The following is a 19,919-nucleotide window of genomic DNA, read 5'->3' as shown; positions in this document are numbered from 1 at the left end:
CCATATTCCGCTTTTTTAATCGTGATCGTGTCTTTGGAAATGGTCATGGACGCTTTTTTTAACGGGATACAATAATAGCGCTTTCTCCGCCATGGGTATTTTGCTTTTTTGTCCGTTTTCCGCAGCTTCCGGATCGTTTCACGATTCGCTGCGTATTTATCCGCAATCGCTTGAACGGTTTGAGAATGAAGATCGTATGTTTATTTTCGAATGGATTGAATCTCTGTTTTACTCAGCCACTTTTTACACGTGAAATAATAAGAAGTGGCTTCTCGAACGATGTCATTCCATACGGATGCGGCTTCCCGCTGCATCATCCTTAATTCGTCATATACGTTTTGATCATAAGGTATTCGAAAGGAATATTTGACAAACATATGGGTATCCTCCTTCCTCACTTAATACGTTCATCATAACGGAACATACGTTCCCTACACAAGGGATAATCGTCGAAAAAACAAAAAAACCGAACGATTAACGTGCCAAAAAACACACCTCGTTCGACCTCACCCTCATCCCATGTCTAAAGACGATGGGCTTCCCCGTTCGGAAAATCTGTAATAAATGATACAGGGGTGTAAACTTTCATAGCCTTTACCCTTAGACCTATCCTCACAGTGAAAAAGAAAAACGTTCCTTTTACTTGAAAATCAGAAAACTATATTTCTTAAAAAAGGGGCCTTCGGTGGAGAAAAACAGGGAAATCCTCCACAGACAAGATGCATTCTTACTCATTTTTAACGTATATAAAAACTACATAATGATTTACAATTTTTCCAGTCTATCTTTACTTTCCAATTGTTATTTCTTAATATATTGCCTTTATCATTATACATATTAATGAATAATGATTAACTGGAGGGAAGTACATTGGGCAAGTTTAACAAAAAAGTTGCAGGTATTACTTTAGCAGGAGCAGTCGCTATATCATCATTAGGGATTTCTGCAAATCAGGAAGACGTTCAAGCAAAAAATAAGAAAAAAGAACCAACAAATGTCATTATGATGGTGATGGATGGAACAAGTGCAGGTGCCACCACCCTTTCAAGATGGTATAAAGGTGAAAATCTGGCTATGGATGAAATGGTGGCTGGCGGCGTTAAAACGTATTCAGCAGAATCCGCCATTACCGACTCTGCACCTGCAGCAACTGCACTTGCAACAGGGAATAAATCAAACGATAAATTTGTTGGTGTTTTACCTGCTGTTGTCAATTCACCTGGCCTTGATCCAGTTAATCCTGAAGATGCGTATAAACCGGTGGCCAATGTATTAGAAGGTGCCAAACAAAAAGGAAAAGCGACAGGGATTATCTCTACATCTGAAATCCAGCATGCGACACCAGCCGGGTTTTCTGCTCACGTCACACATAGAAGCAATTACGGAGATATTGCGGAACAGCAAGTCTATCAAAATATTGACGTCGTATTAGGCGGAGGAAAAGAATCTCTTTCACCTGGGACAACGAAAAATGCGAGAAAAGATGGCGAAGACTTATTAAACGTATTAGAAAAGAAGAAATATGATATTGTGGAAGATCGCAGCGAGCTATTAGCCTCTAAATCAAATAAAATCTGGGGAAGCTTTGCCCCAAGTGCACTTGCTTATGATTTTGACCGTGAAACGATAAAGCCAACTGAACCGACGTTAGCTGAAATGACGGACAAAGCTATTAACACATTGAATAAAGACAAAGACGGGTTCTTTTTATTTGTTGAAGGAAGCAAGGTGGACTGGGCAGCACATGGAAACGATACAATTGGGATCATTAGTGATGTATTAGCTTTTGATGATGCTGTTAAGAAAGCTGTTGATTTCGCGAAAAAAGATGGAAATACGATGGTGATCGCTGTATCTGACCATGGGAACAGCGGAATCACAATGGGCAATGTAAACACGAGCTCGAACTATCCAGAAATTCCTGTTTCAACGTATATCGATCCTTTAAAGAAAGCCAAAATGACCGTTGAAGGTGCGGTAAGTCAACTAAAAGCAGATAAATCAAACTTAAAAGAAGTCGCAGCGCTTTATGGACTAGATGATTTGACGGCGGAAGAACTAGAGACATTAAACACGTCCAAAAACATAGGTTCAGACATGACAAAAATGCTTGCGAATCGTGCAAACATCGGCTTTACAACAGGCGGCCATACGGGTGAAGACGTATTCTTATATTCATACGGACCTTCAAGACCAACAGGACTCGTTGAGAATACGGATATTGCCAAAACAATGGCCAAGTTTATGGACTTTGATCTAAATCAATTAACGAAACAATTATATGCGAATGCGAAAGACGCCTTAGAGAAAAAAGGATTTACAACGCGTATTGACGTAACAGATCCGAATAACCCGGTATTTGTAGCTGAAAAAGGAAGCCAAAAAGTAGAGTTTCCAGCAAATAAAAACATCGTCATTCAAACAACAAAGAAATCAACCGAACAAAAAGAAGTGAATGGGATTACCGTTTACAACGGGACAGACTTCTACATTTCTGAAAGTGCATTAAAGCTAGTAAAATAAGCTCTCTCGTCTTCTTATACAGGAAAAGCCCGTAATTAGAAAAGAACCCTTGAATCTACAAGGGTTCTTTCTTTCTATCCATCTAGAATAAATGTTGAATTCTCGTTTACGGTCTAGCATTCATGGAATACTAAGCTGCGTACGCCCGTTAGAATTTAAAGAACATCCATCCAAATTTTAATCGCTGTACCTAAAATCAACAAGGCTAACACGACTTGCAGTATTTTCGTATTCACTTTTTGTCCAGCCTTTGCTCCTAGGGGAGAAGCCAGCAAACTGGCGACAATCATGATGGCTGCTGGACCATACAGAACCTGGTCAGTCGTGATTTTACCGATCGTGGCGCCGATCGAGGAAATAAAGGTAATCGCAAGGGAAGTCGCAATGGTCATTCTTGTTGGAATTTTTAAGACGACGAGCATAATAGGTACAAGGACAAAAGCTCCTGCTGCCCCAACGATTCCTGCTCCGATGCCAACGATGAAGGCTAATCCAGCCGCTAGCCATTTATTAAACGTAACCTGATCCAGTGGAATATCATCAAGTCCTTTTTTCGGGAAAAACATCAAAACAGCCGCAACGATGGCCAATATTCCATACACGAGATTGATGCCTCCTTCTGACATCATGCCAGAACGATAACCGCCGATGAAGCTTCCAATTAAAATACTTGCTCCCATATAGATAATCAAGGTCTTGTTTAAATAACCGCCTTTTCGGTACGCCCACACCCCTGCGATCGTGGCGAAAAAAACTTGGATAGCACTAATTCCGGATACCTCATGAGCACTGAACGCCGCCATTCCAAGTATCGGGGGAATATACAAAAGCATTGGATATTTAATGATGGAACCACCGATCCCGACCATCCCTGAAATAAAGGAACCGATAAAACCAATCAAGAAAATAGTGATAATAAACGTAAGATCCATCCGTTCCTCCTCCTTCAAAAAAGAGAAAGGGTATCGAACTGATACCCTTTTCCTGATCAGTCTTTAGCCATTTTATTTTGCTTCCATGCTTTTATCGAATGGCACAGCGGTTTGGTCCAATTTCCATTTCACGTTGTTTTTCTTCATCCGGCTCAACTTTCCCCATGTTCGTTTCACGGATCTCCTGATAAGCGTTTGGCTGTGGCGGCAGGTTGCCTGTTACGGCCTCTTTGAACGCCGCTTCATCTTGTATATTCAGGCCGTGATTTTTCTCAAACAATGTGCCTAATTTTTCCGATACACCGCCGTCCTCATTCAGCTCTTCCATGATCATAAAGTGAGCCGGCAAAACGATAAGATCATCTGATAATTCTTTGTAACGGGTGTAGAGTGTTTCTCTCAAATCTCCAACCCAGTCCTCTGCCAGTCCAGCTAAGTCAGGTCTTCCGATTGAATCAATAAAGAGAATATCACCTGATAGTAAATAGGAGTCATCTACAATAAAAGAAGTAGACCCTATCGTATGGCCTGGGGAATACAAGGGCTGAATCTTGATCGTCGTATTGCCAATCGTTACATCTTGGCCTTCTTCCAATGGCTGATAATCAAATGTGACTTCCCGTGCATCCTTTGGCGGGAGCCAATATGCAGCATTTGTGGCTTCCGCGATCTTTCTGCCGCCTGATATGTGATCCGCATGAAGGTGCGTATCAAATACATGAGTGATTTTAGCGTCCATTTTTTGAGCAAATTCAATATACACATCTGTCATACGCGTCGAATCAATTAAAGCCCCTTCCCCATTTGATACGATCATATAAGAAAGACAGCCTTTGCCAATCCGAACAAACTGGTACAGTTCTCCGCCGTTTTTTAATTCACCAATTTTAACGGGCTCTAAATGTTCACTCCAGGCTTTCATGCCTCCTTGAAGATACGATACGGTCCGGCCTGCTTCTGACAGCATCTCTGCCACCATGATAGAAGAACCTTCTTTGGCACATACAACCAGTACTTCTTTATCCGCAGGTAGTTGATCCAATATTTCTTCCACGCCATCCAGCAGATCAAAATAAGGGATATTTAAATATTGAATGTTCTCCCCTTCAATTTTCCAATCTTGAAAGGCCTCTTCATTGCGAACATCTAAGATAAAGAACGCCTCTTTATTGACGACCTTTTTGGCGACTTCTTTCGCTGTTAGTGAATGTACTGACATATTCAATTACCTCCCGGGGTATAATTTCATTTAAAATTTTTTCTATTTTTAAGCTTAAAATAGTAAACACCTTGTATGCATCAAGTAATCGAACGTTTGCATGTAATGCTTTTATACTCGTGTTCTTCTGCCTTCTTTTATTTATTCCGTTTTCCCTTTCCAGTCACGCATGCCCGGCACGACATTGACTAATTGTTTGAATCCTTGTTTTGCCATCATTTGCGCGGCTAATTCACTTCTTCTGCCCGAATGACAGACCACATAAATGAACTCCTCTTTATTTAATTCACCAGAACGCTGCTCCACTTCACCAAGTGGAATATGAATGGCTCCTGCAATATGGCTCTCTTCATATTCATCCCATTCACGAACATCCAAAATCGTTATTTTTTCATTGCTTTCTACTTTTTCTTTAAAGCTCTTTAATGATATTTCCGGAATAACAGTCTTTTCTAATGCTGTATTTCCGCCATCTTTACGTAAGAAGTGACGGAGAATACCCCCTTCTGTTTCCGTTCCTAAGTATTCATGACCTGTGCTTTTTGCCCATGCCTGCAAGTCTGCCGTTGAGCCCTTATCGGTTGCCTGGATTTCTAATACGTGGCCCGGCTCTAAATCCTTCATTGTTTTTTTCGTTTTGACAATTGGCATCGGACAAGCAAGTCCTTTTGTGTCTAATACATGATTTGGTTCAATCATTGTGTTTCCTCCTTCTCAAAAAACACCCCACAGGGTATTTAAAATAATAAAAAATTATTCAGTAGGACCTTCCCACTCATTCATACCGCCTGTCATATTAATAACTTTATACCCACGGCTTTCTAAAAATTTCGCTGCCATCGAACTTCTCCCGCCTGAGCGGCATACCATGATGTACTCTTTCGACTTATCCAGTTCATGCATATGAAACTCTACTAAGCCTAAAGGAATATTTACAGCCCCAGGAATCTTCCCCGTTGCTACTTCGTCCGTTTCACGAACATCAATAACGGAAAGATCTTTTCCCTGACGGATGAACGCTTCTAGCTCATTCGGGACTAATTGTTTCATTAAAAACCCTCCTTTTTTGATTATTACCAGGCATTCATAGCGCCTTTAATATTGGTGATGTGTTTAAATCCAAGCTTTTTTAATACTTCCCTTTATTTATTTACTTATTTATCGATGGTCATTAGATAAATAAATTGACATTTCCCTCTTCTGCGTCCGCTAAATAAGCGGCTACACCTGCATATTCAATTCCCTCCAGCAATTCTTCTTGCTGCAAACCAAGCAAATCCATCGTCATTGTGCAGGCAACTAACTTCACTTCCTGTTCCCCCGCCATCTCAATTAATTGAGGAAGCGTCATCGCATTGTGTTTTTTTATAACATGCTTGATCATTTTTGGTCCCATTCCAGCAAAGTTCATATTCGATAAGCCCATTTTGTCCGCACCACGCGGCATCATCTTCGCAAACATCTTTTCTAGAAATCCTTTTTTCAATGCCAATGGTTCATCTTTACGCAGCGCATTTAATCCCCAAAATGTGTGGAAGATAGTTACCTCATGATCATAAGCGGCTGCGCCGTTTGCGATGATATATGCCGCCATCGCTTTGTCATAATCCCCACTAAATAAAATAATCGTTGTTTTTTTCTTCTGCTCAGTCATAATGAAGCCTCCTCGTTTTCTTTTTACCCATACCAGCATGGGTATATAACTTGATTAAAAAAAATTAGCCTTTTTGAATGTAGAATGTGAATACTTCATCCTCTTCTTCGGAGTTTAGCATCATATGTCCCATTGATTTTACCCATGCGGTTAAATCACTTTTTGCACCTTTATCGGTTGTTTGAACTTCTAAAATTTGTCCCTCTTTCAGCTGGTTCATCGCTTTCTTCGTTTTCACGATGGGCATTGGACATGCAAGCCCTTTGGCATCTAGTACTCGATCTGCATTCATTTGTTTTTCCTCCCTTTCATCTTTATACCTATCTGGGTATACTAAAGGATTGAGATTCATTCGTCAACCTTTAGACTTTTTATTTTTATCTGCTTTTGACAAGCAAGTCTACAGCTTCTTTCACAAGATTATCTGTCTCTCTTCCTGCTTCAATATTCTCTCTAAGACACTTTTCCAGATTCATGCTGACAATGACCCCCATTGTCCGATCAATCGCACTCCGTGTAGCGGATAATTGAATCACAACATCACGGCAGTCCTTTTCTTCCTCAATCATTTTCAGTACTCCTCTGATTTGCCCTTCAATTCGTTTTAAACGGTTTTCAATTTTTTTATCGTACGTCATAACAAACGTCTCCTTTTTGTTTTGTAGTCGATTGACGATTTTGAAGTGAATAACTGGTTACTTCGAAGCCTTTCGCTTTTAGGTACCGCAAACCAAGGTTCAATTCAAGTTGGTCCGTAGCGATTACATGTGCTTGCTTGTATGAAATTTCCAGGTAATTTCGCTTTATATAAGTAAATGGAATGTTCAAATAAGCTGTGTGAGACCCTTTTTAAGATTCATGATAATCTCTACTATCCAACACCGTAAGGTCATCTTTCACACCGCTTTCTTCTATAGAATACACTTTAACAGGATAATAACGCCTATATGCAATGACTTCTGTAAGAAAGATTAAATCAACTCCTTTTAACATGAATGCTTTTATAAACCTATAATATACCCCATAAGGTATATTGTCAAATGTTTTATTCAGCTTCATTTTTCTTTTTTATCATTGATCAAAACATTAAGTGACAAGATAACTATAAGGGGAACTGTTACTCTGCTATTACAAGCAAGTACATATACATTAAAATAATATAAATATTAGAATCCATTTTATATAACGGCAAACTATAAAAACAGTTCTTTTCTAATAGGAGAAAATGGATTCCTTAACGCTGTTGTTTGCAATACCTAAAGCTCCAACTTGAATGAAAACAGCCCTTTATTCGTGTTTATAACCTATTATATCCAGCACCGTTCCAATACTTACTCAATCATCGCCAATGAAGGCTTTCTACATATGCCTCTGATAAATGGTTTATATCCTACAAATTTCCTTATTTATATTACAACTGAATACTTTGAAAATTATTGAAAACATACAATTTATTAATCTCCTCAAAACATTTGTAGACTAACATCGGAGTTGGTTAAAAAATGATATAAAGGGAGGAACAACGCATGAAGTCTAATTTCAAAAAGAAGTCTATTCCGCTCATTGCAACGACACTTTTAGCCACTACCGCACTGACTGCACAAACTGTTTACCAGAAAGACCAGAATCACACAGAAGCAAAGCAGCCTTCTAAAGAAGAATCAAAAAAGACTTCCGCAACATGGCTTGCAGGTGATCACCATATTCATAGTGAATGGAGTGTTGGCTGGGATAACACGACAAACCCGCCTACTGCCATTAAAGGCGGAGATGCCATTTATCCAACCGTTAAAAATGCGGAAAATGCGGAAAAGTACGGACTTGATTGGATGGTAACAACCGATCACGGTGGACCTAACCATTCAAAAGTGAACTTGGAGCAAGCTTATCCGGAGTTGTTAAAATCCCGTGAAGCTTATCCGGACCTTCTTCAATTTTATGGAATGGAGTTTGACACACCAGCTGCCGACCACAGTTCTTTAATCATACCTAAGAGTGATGATGAATCTGAAAAACTATATAACATTGAAAGCAAGTTTAACAAGCGTGAGCCTTATCCAAATGACGGAAGCCGGGATACTGAATCCAACATGATTGCGGCACTCAATTACATGAAAGATTTAGATGAAGCCCCCCTGCTGTTCGCGAACCATCCTTCACGTTCAGCAAGTGATGTAAGTAAATGGGGACAAGATACACCACAAGAATTTCGTAACTGGAATGATACAGCTCCTAATGTTTCCGTTGGTATGGAAGGAGCTCCTGGCCATCAGGCCGGCGCGATTAATCCGGATGGCTCCCTAGATCCAAAAGGTGCTCGCGGTTCATACGGTAATTCGCCTACGATGGGCGGCTTTGATCAAATGACTGCAAGAGTCGGTGGCCTTTGGGATTCCATGTTAGGGGAAGGAAGACATTGGTGGGTGACTTCTACCTCTGATTCCCATGTGAACTGGAGAGATGGAGGCAGCGACTTCTGGCCTGGTGAATACTCAAAAACTTACGTAAAAGCTGAGAAGAATTACAGTGATGTTATGGACGGACTTCGAAACGGAAACGTTTTTGTGGCAACCGGCGATCTCATCTCAGAACTAGACATTCAAGCACAAGCTGCTGGTAAGAAAGCGAAAGGGAATGGACATACAGCATCTATCGGAGAAACTCTTACATTAAAGAACAAAAATGCAAATGACGTCACTGTGACGATTCGTCTTCGTGACCCAAATGCTAAAAATGCGAATGGCGATAATCCAAATGTAAAGCGTGTAGATCTGATTGTAGGCGAAGTGACAGGCAAAGTGGAAGACCGCACAACGGATGTCAATCCCACAACAAAAGTGGTTAAACGCTTTGAAGCAAAAGATTGGAAGCAAGACGGAGAATATATCACAATGACCTATACGCTAAAAGACGTGGAGAAAGATATGTATTTCCGTGTTAGAGGAACGAGCACCGATCAATTAGAACCGCAGGCAGACCCGCGTGGTGAAAATCCATGGACGGATCTCTGGTTTTACTCTAATCCAACCTTCATTAAGTCTAAATAAGTAAAGTAATATTTTAGATGTATGCATGACGAGGAGGACTAGAGCTCCTCGTCTTTTCATTACTTTTAGTAAGGAGACAACAAACAATGGATCTGAATAAAATGATAAAGCAATTCTCGATTTTTTTTCTTTTATTTTTATGTAGTTTTGTCCTTTATTCTCCTGCACTTGCTCACACGAATAACAGTGAGGGTTATTCAAACATTGAAGTAAAAGAAGAGACACTTACATATGAGCTTAAGGTTGATCTTACCGAATTTGGACATGCAATGGATAAAGATATGAATCCATCACAAGCAATCGATACAACAGCTGTGCAGCAGTATGTTAACTCTCGCATAAAAATTTTCGCTGATAGTGTACAGATCGAGGGTCTTGTAAACAAAACAGATATAGCAACGATAAATGAACGGCCGTTTGCCGTTGTCGATTTAACATACGAATTAGATCAGAAACCGGAAAAGTTAGTGCTCGAATACAATATGTTTCTTGATGATTCTGATCCAAGCCACGCTAATTTTGCAACCATAAAAATGGACGGTGAACAACGAGAACAAGTACTCACTTTTGAGACAAGAGAACTGGAAATAGGAGAAGGGAACGTCCTTCAAACAAGTAAGCAGTTCTTATCACTTGGGCTCGAACATATTTTCACAGGCTATGACCATATTTTATTTGTGATTAGTCTGCTTATTGGGGCAAAAACAGTACGCCATATTTTTGCTTTAATTACAGCTTTCACAATCGCTCACAGTATCACACTTGCTCTTGCCACCTTGCAAATTGTACAGTTTCCGAGCAAGTGGGTCGAAATGGCGATTGCATTAAGTATCGTGTATGTAGCTCTCGTTAATATCTTTGATCGAGATTCCAAACAACAGCCCTGGATTGCTTTTGGGTTTGGATTGATACATGGTTTTGGCTTTGCAGGGATATTGTCTGAAATGCGGTTAGACGCAAATCACATGGCAACTACCCTTCTATCCTTCAACCTCGGTATAGAATTAGGACAGCTCTTAATCGTTTTAATGGTTTACCCGATTATTCTTTTTATTAAAAAGATACAAGCATTTAAATGGGTAATTCCTGGAACTTCAATGGGAATATTGGCTTTTGGGCTTTTATGGTTTTTTCAAAGAGCATTCTAATTCACTCTAAAACAGAATCCAAGTCTCCTTCTTTTCATTTAGCTATGTTAAACATATATTCGGCTCACTTTGTCCGAGAACGTGGTTTTGGACGCCTTTCATTTAAAGCGGCACTTTCCTTCGCATGTTTAAAGAAAAAAAGAATGGTTATAGTAGTTAAATAAACTTAAAAAGGAGAAATGATCATGAACCATAATTTCCATGATTGTATTCAAGCTTGTTTAGAGTGCTTAGAAGCATGTAACACCTGCTTCGATCAGTGTTTATCAGAAGATCATATGAAGATGATGGCTGATTGCATCCGATTGGACCGTGAATGTGCAGACATATGTGCACTGGCCGCACAGTCTATGCAGCGTAATAGCCCTTTTGCCAAACAAATTTGCCAACTGTGTGCAAACATCTGCGAAGCATGTGGAAATGAATGCAAGAAGCACGACCATGAGCATTGCCAAAAATGTGCCGAAGCCTGTTTTACTTGTGCCGAAGCATGCCGCAGAATGGCATCTTAAAATTCGATTAAAAATTAAGAAAAGTTTTTTTGAATGGATCTTTCAAACTCCCATTTCACTATTTTAAATCGGTCAAAAAAAGTTTCAATTTGTGTGTATAAATTTCGTCTAGTTGATTAAACTAATAATATGCAACACCTTCCCCGTGTATATATACTTTGTAATTCTTACAGCCGAGGTTCACTCGGCTTTTTTTGCTTAAATTTCCCTTTCTTCTCAGGTTATCTCCCCTAAAATTCTGGCTAAAAATTGATCTTCTTGTTAAAAATACAAAAGGCATCATTTTTGGGTAAAGGAATACTATCGTTTAATCCAATTGGCATAAAGTGAAGGAAATCTCTAATGATTTTATATAAACTGGCTTTCTACATAAACAGAAAAGGTGGTTTCTAAATATGAGGCACTTTGCAGATGAAACGTTGTTTGTTTACAATATGAAAAACGAATTAAAGCGAATTGTTGCTGATAAACAAGAAATGGTCTTCGTTTGCATTGGTTCAGATCGCTCTTCAGGTGACAGCTACGGCCCATTTGTCGGATCAAAACTAAAAGAGAATTCTTTCATTAGAAAATATACTCATGTCTCGGTGTACGGTTGTTTGGATCACCCTGTTCACGCTAAAAACTTAGCAGAGACCGTTCACCAAATTCAGCAAAATCATAGAGATACAATCGTTATCGCCATTGATGCTTGTCTGGGCTCGTCCGATTATATCGGAGCCATTCAACTTAAAAAAGGACCAATGAAACCAGGATTAGGGGTGCATAAAGACCTTCCGCCTATCGGGGATTACAGCATTTCAGGGATCGTCAATGCGGGAGGATTTCTCCCTTTACAAGTCCTTCAATGCACACGCCTTTCACTCGTTTACAAAATGGCCAACAAAACCGCTGATTTTATCGTAAGGGCTCTTTTTGAATTGGAATACGAAAAAAAGAAAATACAAGCCGTATAACCGCTTCTTCGCTGAATTGATTAGTCTTGCCTATTCATCTTCACCATGCTGCCCCGCCAAATAGAGAAGGGCAGCATTTCTTTTCAAGCAGTTAGCTTTATAATGAGCTGTATCATAAAAGAATCTCTCATCGTTAAAATGACTCCATAAATCCTTTCACCTTCCCAAATGTTGTATAAAAATTGTTTCTTTACATAGTATCTGGGTAACATAATATGATGTAGGAAAGTATTAAAGCCTTTGCCCGGAATCATGAGATAATAATGAAGTTAACTATTTAATAATGAGGGAGGAAAAATGATGGGAACAACTTCGAACAAACGCATTCAATTACACGATTTTAACAACCTAACTAAAACGCTTAGTTTTAATATGTATGATGTATGCTGGACCAAGTCAAAAGAAGAACGAAAAGCTTATATCGAGTATATAGATGAACAGTACAATGCGGACAGATTAACGGATATTTTAAAAGATGTAACGGATATTATTGGCGCACACGTACTGAATATCGCCAAGCAAGATTATATACCTCAAGGAGCTAGTGTAACCGTGTTGATTTCAGAAGGACCTATTGCAGAAGCGCCAACAGAAGCATTCGAGGAGTCACCCGGTCCTCTTCCTGAATCTGTTGTATTGGCATTAGATAAAAGTCATATTACTGTTCACACGTATCCGGAATACCACCCAAGTGAAGGCATTAGTACGTTTAGAGCGGATATTGATGTATCTACTTGTGGAGAAATTTCACCGCTTAAAGCATTAAATTATCTGATTCATTCACTTGATACGGATATTATGACGATGGATTATCGCGTTCGTGGCTTTACAAGGGATATTAATGGAAAGAAATTATTTATTGACCACGATATTAGTTCTATCCAAAACTACATACCGGAAGAGATAAAACATCTGTATGACATGATTGATGTAAATATTTATCAAGAAAATATTTTCCACACCAAATGTAAATTGCGAAAATTCGACTTAGACAATTACTTATTCGGGCATACAAAAAAGGATTTAAATGATAATGAAATAAAAGACATCACAAAAAAACTTCATCATGAAATGGATGAAATATTTTACGGAAAAAATATAACGCCCGGCTCAGGAAGAGACTATTAATAGCCTTTTCTATATCAAAATAAGCACACATAAGAGTGTGCTTATTTTGATTCGCTTCCTTTATTAAAGTGCTTGCCCATTATGAACGTGTTCGTTGGTGCCATTGACTTGAAACCGGTTTAGCTGGCTTCTTGAGTATCAATACGCTTTTCACTCATAAGATTACTGACTGTTCCTATCCGGTACCCTTTTGCTTGAATCTCCGTTATCATGGACTCTAGCCCTTCTGCAACAGGTTTTGTCGGATGCATTAAGACCATTGAACCGTTCTCCACTTTTGATACAACTCGACTTACCATTTCCCCAGTCGACGGTTTTTTCCAATCAACCGTATCGACCGTCCACAGAATCGTTTTCATGCCGAGTTGGTCTGCGACATTCACTGTTACTTGATTAAAACTTCCGCTTGGCGGAGCAAACCATTTCGGTTGTATATTAAGGGTTCCTTTTATCACATCATTCGTCTTTTGCAATTCATCCATTGTTTCTTCCTGAGAGCGCTTGTTGAGATCGGGATGACTATACGCATGGTTGCCAATTTCATGACCCTCCTCATGAATCATCTTAGCTAAATCCGGGTTCTTTTTCACCCAGCTGCCATCAAAGAAAAAAGTGGCCTTCGTTTGATGATCATTTAATGTTTTAAGAATTTTGGGAATGTACTCATTGCCCCAGGCGACGTTAATTAACAGAGCCACCATCGGTTTTTGCGGATTGCCTCTATAGATCGGTTCGGGTCCTAGGTCTCCTAAATGGACATTCGGCGAAACTTCCTTATAAACAATTTTGTTTACGTCAAAATCACCGCTTGCCTTCATTTTTTTATAACTCGCTTTCCGATTTACTTCCAATCCATTGTACCCGGGTATCGCCTTCCATACACTATCGACTTTTGCATCAATCGGCTCCATTTTATATTTCTCGCTGTACGCTTGAATTTTTTTATAAAGATCATCTTTATAAATCTCTGCGGACGTGGTAATGACGTTTTCAACATCAGACTTTACATACATGTCCCGGGCATTATCGGGAAGTAAAGCACCTACTGACAATAATAACGCACCTGCAAAGAATATAAGGGGCGTACTATATTTTCTCTTCATCCTCTTTCCCTCCACACTATATTTTCATCTTTGCATGTTGACGATTGTAGGTTTCCCATTCTCTGAAGGACTATGCTGTGCCCGATTCTTTTTATTAAATGGTTTAGAATACTATCACCATCGCGGCATAACCATACGGATAAGAGGCTTTGTCCGAAATCCACTTATTTTTAATCTTTCACTTTAATAATATGTAAAAATCTGAGGAGGTCTTTATGCAAAAACATGAAAAGCCAATAGATTTACAACGCGGTCTAGAACAAAGACATATTACTTTAATGTCTTTAGGAGCTGCCATTGGAGTTGGTTTATTTCTAGGTTCCGCTACGGCGATCCAGTTAGCAGGACCATCCATTTTACTTTCCTACGCAATCGGTGGGATCGCGATCTTTTTTATTATGCGTGCACTCGGAGAGATGGCAATCCAAAATCCGGTAGCAGGATCTTTTAGCCAATATGCACACGATTATTTAGGGCCTCTTGCCGGGTATATAACGGGATGGAATTACTGGTTTATGTGGATCATTACCTGTATAGCCGAAATTACAGCAGTCGGAATCTATATGGAATACTGGTTTCCTGATAGTGCGCGCTGGATATGGGCGCTTGCTGCATTGGTTATTGTAACAGCTGTAAATTTTATGGCAGTAAAAATGTATGGCGAGTTTGAGTTTTGGTTTACGCTTGTTAAAGTCGTCACGATTTTATTTATGATTACGATTGGACTTGGCATAATTATATTTGGCATTGGAAATGGGGGCATCGCTACCGGCATTCATCATTTATGGATTCATGGCGGTTTTTTTGCAAACGGATACTTAGGTGTTTTCATGTCCTTGTCAATGGTCATGTTTGCTTATGCAGGTGTAGAAATGATTGGAATTACAGCAGGAGAAGCCAAAAATCCTACAAAATCATTATCCAAAGCGATTGACACTGTTTTTTGGCGTATTCTCATTTTCTATATCGGCTCATTATTTGTCATCATGTCGATTTATCCTTGGACCGAACTTGGCACAGGAAGCCCTTTTGTCATGACATTCAACAAGGTTGGTATCCCCGGTGCTGCCGGAATCGTCAATTTTGTTGTGCTGACTGCCGCTCTCTCTTCTTGTAATAGCGGTATTTTTAGTACAGGCCGTATGCTTTTTAATTTAGCCCAACAAGGTGAAGCACCCGTTAAATATAAAAAGTTATCAAAAAGAGGGATACCGAGTGCTGCTGTACTTGCTTCTTCAGGAGCTTTATTAGTCGGAGTGGCTTTGAACTATTTAGTACCGGGGAAAGTCTTTATATGGATGACCAGTATCGCTACATTTGGAGCTGTTTGGACATGGTCTATTATTTTAATAACCCAAATTCGTTATCGTAAAAGTTTACCGTTGGAAAATCAAAAACAGCTCTATTATAAAATGCCTTTCTTCCCTTATAGTTCTTATTTGACCCTCGCTTTTTTAGGTTTTGTTGTTGTGATGATGGGCTTTTTCCCCGATACACGTATCGCGCTTATATTTGGTCCTTTATGGTATGGCAATTTAATGGCCTTTTATTATTGGAAAAAAGCCTCATCCTAGCAAAACGGGTAAAGACAGATCTTAATAATAACCAAAAGGTTGATTCACTCTATATTAAGAATAATTTGTTTGTAATTTTTATACACTTCATCCTGGTGATCTTCTTGTATAATATGCTAGAAGCTTGGAGAAGATAGAAATGGCAGAAAGCCAACTTTCTTTCTCCACTTTTTTTTATATAAAAATCTTTTGATTTTTCGTTACATAATGTATTATTATGATAAATCACCCATAAAGGAGCGTTTTTCTTGAACGACTTGGCTATTATTATTTCTTATGAACTAGGTCGATTGTTGGACGATTATTATAAATGTAATGATTTGATAATTAAAAAGCAAATTCAAGGCGATATCCAGCTTTTAAGTGAGGCAATGGTTATTTGTGATCAATCATCCTAACACCATGCTTGCCCCACCCCTCTCTTCCAACGTTGTTCTTTGTATGGATCTTCACATCATTCTATGGTTTCTTTTTTAAAAAGAATAAACGACAATTCTGCTATCATCGTTAAATTTATAAGGGGGATTTGATCATGCAACTTAAAAATAATTTGGATGAATTAATTTTGCGGATTAATGATCTTCGGAAGCTAATGATTTCTTCTGGTATAACCAATGGTCTTAATAGTAGTGAAACCCTAAAATATAGCGAGGAATTGGACAAGTTAATTATTCAAGTCCAATTGCAAAATTAATTTTAAACTTTTTTATATTTCCTCTTCACTGGGTATACTGTTATTGTTCGACGATTACCCTCCACAGCCCAAGTTCCAATAGTCATTTTCAATTCGTATAGCCAGGAAAATCCTTGGCTATTTTTTTACAGTATCATTGTCAATGACTGCCTCTTTAATCGCAGATTTACTTTGGATATTTGCGGATTTTTTTCATTCAGCCACTTCAATTTTCTTCCTTAGTATACATTCTTATTTTATGAATATAATTTTACGCAGACGATTTATCTCCTTTCTCCTATATTTTGATAGCTTATTTAAGTTTGTTTATGTATGCTTAAAGATAGATTAAAGGAGAAATTCCATATTCTACAGGTTGTATGGCATATATTATTTTGTAATAATTACAATACAATTTTCTTGTTTAAAGGAGGGATCTAGATGGATTCAATTTCAAATATCAATATAGGCGGACTTAAATTCGAGTGGGAACTGGAAAAAGGAAGATTCCTATTTGAAAAGGAAGATGCTGTTCTTTTTTGGATTTCATCTGCCATGAAAACATTTTTCGATACGATTGAGGAAGTTTCAGGAGAAGAATCGTCCAGTTTGGTTTTTGAGACGACAGGGTTTCGGCAAGGATTAGTAGTAGGGGAATACTTTAATATTAAGAAAGATGTCAGTCTCCCGGAAGCTTCACAATTGATCACGGATACATATGCTTCAGCTGGCTGGGGACGGACCACTATTTACGATTTAAATATCGAAACAAACACGCTGACTGCTTATATTAAGGATAGCTGGGAACATAAAATTAACCTGGCACAAGGAAAAACAAAGACAGGCAACTATCTTCCAGCGCACTATGCAGGCATATTTTCAGGACTGTTTGGCACAAATATTTGGTACGAAGTAGTCCAATCTCAACTAGAGGGATATGAGTATACTGTCGTTAAGTATTTCCCATCAGACGTTACGATTTCAAATAATATTCATCAGCTAGCGAGAAAAAAGGAGACCGAACAAATTTTGCATTTAGAAGCTCTAGTGGAAGATAAAACAAAAGACCTGAAGGAGCTCATTAAAAAACTTTCCTCCCCTATCATCCCCGTTCTTGACGGCATCGTTGTAGTTCCTTTACTTGGAAATTACGATGAAGACCGGTCAGAAGAACTTCTTGTCAAAACGTTAAATAACCTTCCTGCATATAAAGCGAACTACCTGGTTCTAGACTTAACTGGATTGGATAAAGATATAAGTGAGTACACCGCAAGTCTTATTGAGAAGATAGGTTCTGCAGCCTCTCTTATTGGAACGGAAACCATCCTTGTTGGAATTTCTTCCAAACTAGGCGTTATCATTGCCCAATCACATATAGATTTTTCTAAATTTGATTGTTTTCAAACTTTGCAACATGGAATTTATTTTGCTTTAGGACAACTTGGACGAAAGATCATTTAAAAGTCAGTATAACGCCAGACGACACTTTACTAGAGAAAGTATCGTCTTTTTTGGATCCTTATTAAGCGGCTAAAAACGTTCGAATCGTATGGAAATCTGACTGAATGCCCTCTTTATTCCGAATAACATCTTCATACCATTGCTCAATTTGTACTGCTTCTTCTGTTAGTATAGGTTCGTTATTTAGCGTTTTATGCACAACCTGATTGACTAACGCTACTCTGTTCCGATGATAAGGAATTTGTTGCATATAGCGATCTTGAATCTCTGGATTAAATAACTCCCCCATTTTGATCACCCCGTTATTAATATGTTCTTCTGCGTAGATGGTCGATCCTGCAATAGCCAGCTTTTCCTCGAAGTTTGCAAAAGTGGCCGCAGACGATAAGTAATCGCCCATCATCTGTTGGACTTCATTTAATATAGACAATCCATCATTAATCTGTGGTTCTGTTAAATGCTTCGTTTGTTCAAATTGCTGCAACATGCCGCCTAAAGAATCCAGTAAAGATAGCAGTTTTGTCAATTTATTCTCCTTTTGTTCATTCACGGTTACCTGCGCATGGATCTTTTCAAAAACAAATAAGCGCTGCAGATAGCCATGTAAAAGGATCATTCCATTGAACTGGTGACTAGGATTAATCTCTTTTACGCCTTTTTCATCTTTTTTCCCAGCCTTAAAAAGATTTTTAATCTTCATCATTAATCTTTCAAACATCAGGTTCGCTCCCTCTTTTTTAAGTTAATCGTATCTATTCCTATTTCCTTTCAAACTCTTCAAGAAATGCTGCAATTTACTGGAAAAGGCAAGGAAATATCTAGTACGAAAATGTATGTTAGCTAACTGCTCTTTACTTAAAAGGAAAGCATTCTTTACATATTTTTCTCCTCGCGAAAGGAATAAAAGATATGTCCACGCATCTATAAGTCTTTCTTTAACTATGGATTACTCCCTATCAACCTATACCCTCCTAAGGGTTTTCACTCTATCGTTTATCTCCACAGTAAATCTCCAAGTAAGATTTCTATTGTTACTTTCCTGTTATACATTATGATAATAAACCATTATTAGCCAGTGTCTCACAAGGGGATGCAGTTCAACCAGTGGATCTTACATGGAGAATTCATCAGAACCCGCCGCGATTATGCATGCATATTATGTAATAAGACAGGGGGAATTATGATGGCACATGTAGGATCCAAAGGATGGTACGTAAAAAAACTAAAAGAAGAGTTTAACGTCTCAAGAATTGAAGGAAATAAATTAGAAACCTATAAATCACATGTTTTGCATAACCATTACTACCGCTTAGTGGAGGATGCAAAGGATACAAAATGATTGATTTTTCTTTTTTATATGCAAGAACCCCATTTAAAAATGGGGTCCGGCTGTCGATATAGTCGACAGTCTTTTTCATTTCAAACATTCTTCATCTTCAGGGGCAGCATACTCTTCTCATCATCCCCTGGCAACCCGATTTTGGCTGGCCTCTATCCTGCTATCCTCTATTTTCGCTGAAATAAGCCCAAGCACAACACCTAGCAACGCACCAGCCCCTACTTCTACTGGCTGATGACCAAGAAGTTCTTTTAGCTTCTTCCCACGCTCTACATACTCAAAGCTTGGAAATTCCCCAGAAAACTTCGCCATATTATCTTCCAGATCGTTCACAAGCTTTGCAATTTCACCTGTGTGCCGTCGAATGCCCTGCGCATCATACATCACAATAACGCCAAACACGGTCGCAAGCGATGTTTCTGTATGCCGCCATCCTTTATTCGCTGCCACATAAGAAGCTAATGCCGCTACACCTGCTGAGTGTGAACTCGGCATGCCACCCGTTGTAAAAGCCTGCTTTAAATCCCACTCCCCTGCTAGCTTTTTATGCGTCAAAATTTTCATTCCTTGCGCAATACTAATCGCCGACAGAGCCGTCCAGATTCCCCTGTTCATCTTTTCCATAAGCAACTCCTCCACTCCACGGACCA

General features: G+C 38.9%; 22 protein-coding genes. 11 read left to right on the top strand and 11 right to left on the bottom strand.

Annotated features, from left to right (window positions below):
- Positions 1–200 precede the first annotated feature (200 nt).
- Positions 201–377: a hypothetical protein gene (locus ACZYRN_RS17335; protein ID WP_488912872.1), complete on the bottom strand. Its 177-nt coding sequence runs from the start codon at positions 375–377 to the stop codon at positions 201–203.
- 493 nt (positions 378–870) lie between these two features.
- Here ACZYRN_RS17335 and ACZYRN_RS17330 point away from each other — a divergent pair, with 493 nt between their 5' ends.
- Positions 871–2,523, top strand: a complete 1,653-nt coding sequence (locus ACZYRN_RS17330; RefSeq protein ID WP_488912871.1) for an alkaline phosphatase — start codon at positions 871–873, stop codon at positions 2,521–2,523.
- Positions 2,524–2,678: 155 nt separating this feature from the next.
- Here ACZYRN_RS17330 and ACZYRN_RS17325 read toward each other — a convergent pair whose 3' ends face one another.
- The 7 genes from ACZYRN_RS17325 to ACZYRN_RS17295 all read right to left on the bottom strand — a co-directional run bounded on the left by ACZYRN_RS17325 (position 2,679) and on the right by ACZYRN_RS17295 (position 6,966).
- Positions 2,679–3,455 carry a sulfite exporter TauE/SafE family protein gene (locus ACZYRN_RS17325; protein ID WP_488912870.1) on the bottom strand — a complete coding sequence of 259 codons (777 nt, stop codon included), beginning with the start codon at positions 3,453–3,455 and terminating at the stop codon, positions 2,679–2,681.
- A gap of 91 nt (positions 3,456–3,546) precedes the next feature.
- On the bottom strand, positions 3,547–4,674 hold the full coding sequence (locus tag ACZYRN_RS17320; RefSeq protein WP_488912869.1) for an MBL fold metallo-hydrolase: 1,128 nt from the start codon (positions 4,672–4,674) through the stop codon (positions 3,547–3,549).
- Positions 4,675–4,815: 141 nt separating this feature from the next.
- Complete coding sequence (locus tag ACZYRN_RS17315) at positions 4,816–5,373, bottom strand: sulfurtransferase TusA family protein (RefSeq protein ID WP_488912868.1); 558 nt, start codon at positions 5,371–5,373, stop codon at positions 4,816–4,818.
- 54 nt (positions 5,374–5,427) lie between these two features.
- On the bottom strand, positions 5,428–5,724 hold the full coding sequence (locus ACZYRN_RS17310) for a rhodanese-like domain-containing protein (protein ID WP_488912867.1): 297 nt from the start codon (positions 5,722–5,724) through the stop codon (positions 5,428–5,430).
- Positions 5,725–5,845: 121 nt separating this feature from the next.
- A complete protein-coding gene (locus ACZYRN_RS17305; protein ID WP_488912866.1) occupies positions 5,846–6,328 on the bottom strand; it encodes a DsrE/DsrF/DrsH-like family protein in 483 nt (160 codons plus the stop codon).
- A 64-nt stretch (positions 6,329–6,392) separates the two neighbouring features.
- Positions 6,393–6,620, bottom strand: a complete 228-nt coding sequence (locus ACZYRN_RS17300; protein ID WP_488912865.1) for a sulfurtransferase TusA family protein — start codon at positions 6,618–6,620, stop codon at positions 6,393–6,395.
- An 85-nt stretch (positions 6,621–6,705) separates the two neighbouring features.
- Positions 6,706–6,966, bottom strand: coding sequence for a metal-sensitive transcriptional regulator (locus tag ACZYRN_RS17295; RefSeq protein WP_488912864.1), 261 nt, complete (start codon positions 6,964–6,966; stop codon positions 6,706–6,708).
- A gap of 888 nt (positions 6,967–7,854) precedes the next feature.
- Here ACZYRN_RS17295 and ACZYRN_RS17290 point away from each other — a divergent pair.
- From ACZYRN_RS17290 to speD, 5 genes are all read left to right on the top strand, one after another.
- Positions 7,855–9,375 carry a CehA/McbA family metallohydrolase domain-containing protein gene (locus tag ACZYRN_RS17290; protein ID WP_488912863.1) on the top strand — a complete coding sequence of 507 codons (1,521 nt, stop codon included), beginning with the start codon at positions 7,855–7,857 and terminating at the stop codon, positions 9,373–9,375.
- A gap of 86 nt (positions 9,376–9,461) precedes the next feature.
- Positions 9,462–10,523: a HupE/UreJ family protein gene (locus ACZYRN_RS17285; RefSeq protein ID WP_488912862.1), complete on the top strand. Its 1,062-nt coding sequence runs from the start codon at positions 9,462–9,464 to the stop codon at positions 10,521–10,523.
- A 185-nt stretch (positions 10,524–10,708) separates the two neighbouring features.
- Positions 10,709–11,035, top strand: coding sequence for a four-helix bundle copper-binding protein (locus ACZYRN_RS17280; RefSeq protein ID WP_488912861.1), 327 nt, complete (start codon positions 10,709–10,711; stop codon positions 11,033–11,035).
- A gap of 395 nt (positions 11,036–11,430) precedes the next feature.
- On the top strand, positions 11,431–11,991 hold the full coding sequence (gene yyaC / locus ACZYRN_RS17275; protein ID WP_488912860.1) for a spore protease YyaC: 561 nt from the start codon (positions 11,431–11,433) through the stop codon (positions 11,989–11,991).
- Positions 11,992–12,291: 300 nt separating this feature from the next.
- Positions 12,292–13,119 carry an adenosylmethionine decarboxylase gene (gene speD / locus ACZYRN_RS17270; protein WP_488912859.1) on the top strand — a complete coding sequence of 276 codons (828 nt, stop codon included), beginning with the start codon at positions 12,292–12,294 and terminating at the stop codon, positions 13,117–13,119.
- A gap of 119 nt (positions 13,120–13,238) precedes the next feature.
- On the opposite strand, the gene ACZYRN_RS17265 is transcribed toward speD, so the two are convergent.
- On the bottom strand, positions 13,239–14,222 hold the full coding sequence (locus tag ACZYRN_RS17265) for a polysaccharide deacetylase family protein (protein WP_488912858.1): 984 nt from the start codon (positions 14,220–14,222) through the stop codon (positions 13,239–13,241).
- A 215-nt stretch (positions 14,223–14,437) separates the two neighbouring features.
- On the opposite strand from ACZYRN_RS17265, the gene ACZYRN_RS17260 reads away from it, so the two are divergent.
- The 4 genes from ACZYRN_RS17260 to ACZYRN_RS17245 all read left to right on the top strand — a co-directional run bounded on the left by ACZYRN_RS17260 (position 14,438) and on the right by ACZYRN_RS17245 (position 17,930).
- The gene (locus ACZYRN_RS17260; protein ID WP_488912857.1) at positions 14,438–15,796 is read left to right on the top strand and encodes an amino acid permease; all 1,359 of its coding nucleotides are present in this window, start codon (positions 14,438–14,440) and stop codon (positions 15,794–15,796) included.
- A gap of 248 nt (positions 15,797–16,044) precedes the next feature.
- A complete protein-coding gene (locus ACZYRN_RS17255; protein ID WP_488912856.1) occupies positions 16,045–16,194 on the top strand; it encodes a hypothetical protein in 150 nt (49 codons plus the stop codon).
- A gap of 134 nt (positions 16,195–16,328) precedes the next feature.
- Positions 16,329–16,490, top strand: coding sequence for an aspartyl-phosphate phosphatase Spo0E family protein (locus tag ACZYRN_RS17250; RefSeq protein ID WP_488912855.1), 162 nt, complete (start codon positions 16,329–16,331; stop codon positions 16,488–16,490).
- A 420-nt stretch (positions 16,491–16,910) separates the two neighbouring features.
- On the top strand, positions 16,911–17,930 hold the full coding sequence (locus ACZYRN_RS17245; RefSeq protein WP_488912854.1) for an STAS domain-containing protein: 1,020 nt from the start codon (positions 16,911–16,913) through the stop codon (positions 17,928–17,930).
- A 61-nt stretch (positions 17,931–17,991) separates the two neighbouring features.
- Here the strand turns inward: ACZYRN_RS17245 and ACZYRN_RS17240 are convergent, their stop codons facing one another.
- Complete coding sequence (locus ACZYRN_RS17240; RefSeq protein ID WP_488912853.1) at positions 17,992–18,648, bottom strand: hypothetical protein; 657 nt, start codon at positions 18,646–18,648, stop codon at positions 17,992–17,994.
- Positions 18,649–19,113: 465 nt separating this feature from the next.
- Here ACZYRN_RS17240 and ACZYRN_RS17235 point away from each other — a divergent pair, with 465 nt between their 5' ends.
- Positions 19,114–19,269 (top strand): DUF2639 domain-containing protein, encoded by a 156-nt coding sequence (locus tag ACZYRN_RS17235; RefSeq protein ID WP_488912852.1) that lies wholly within the window; start codon positions 19,114–19,116, stop codon positions 19,267–19,269.
- 120 nt (positions 19,270–19,389) lie between these two features.
- On the opposite strand, the gene ACZYRN_RS17230 is transcribed toward ACZYRN_RS17235, so the two are convergent.
- Positions 19,390–19,893 (bottom strand): divergent PAP2 family protein, encoded by a 504-nt coding sequence (locus ACZYRN_RS17230; RefSeq protein WP_488912851.1) that lies wholly within the window; start codon positions 19,891–19,893, stop codon positions 19,390–19,392.
- Positions 19,894–19,919: the final 26 nt, after the last annotated feature.

It is taken from the genome of Domibacillus sp. F004, assembly GCF_057814295.1.
Note: the sequence above shows the minus strand (reverse complement) of the source record. Positions and strands in the feature narration are given on the sequence as shown.